The following is a 369-nucleotide window of genomic DNA, read 5'->3' on the forward strand; positions in this document are numbered from 1 at the left end:
CTGTAGCCGCACAGGTCACCGGGCAGCACGCTGACACTGTTGATCGGGTATTTCGAGACGCGGTCGTCGCTGTACTGCTTGAAAGCAGCCTCAGCGTCCCGGTCGGTCGGAGTGAGGGTGAGCTCGACGGTCAGCCCGGCGGGTCCGGCCAGTCGTACCGCTTGCGCATGCGGTGGCAGCTCGGTGAATCCTTCGGGAACCCGCATGGTCAGTACCGGCGAGCCGGGTACGGCACTGCGCACCGTGACCGTCGGCCCACCTGGGATCGGGCAGGTGACCTCACCCGGGGCCAGCGCCCGCGTCGTGGTGGGTTCGACGCCGTACGCCGGCAGCGCGAACTCCGGCACTGGTTCACTCGGAGAAGTGGTC

At 68.0% G+C, this 369-nt stretch carries 1 protein-coding gene; it reads right to left on the bottom strand.

The window, feature by feature from the left end; all coding sequences use genetic code 11:
* Positions 1-347 (bottom strand): hypothetical protein (locus IMZ11_RS44880; protein WP_228649933.1); only part of this gene is annotated, 347 nt, incomplete at its 3' end.
* Positions 348-369: the final 22 nt, after the last annotated feature.

It is taken from the genome of Microtetraspora sp. AC03309 (assembly GCF_020826795.1).
Taxonomy (GTDB): Bacteria; Actinomycetota; Actinomycetes; order Streptosporangiales; family Streptosporangiaceae; genus Microtetraspora; species Microtetraspora glauca.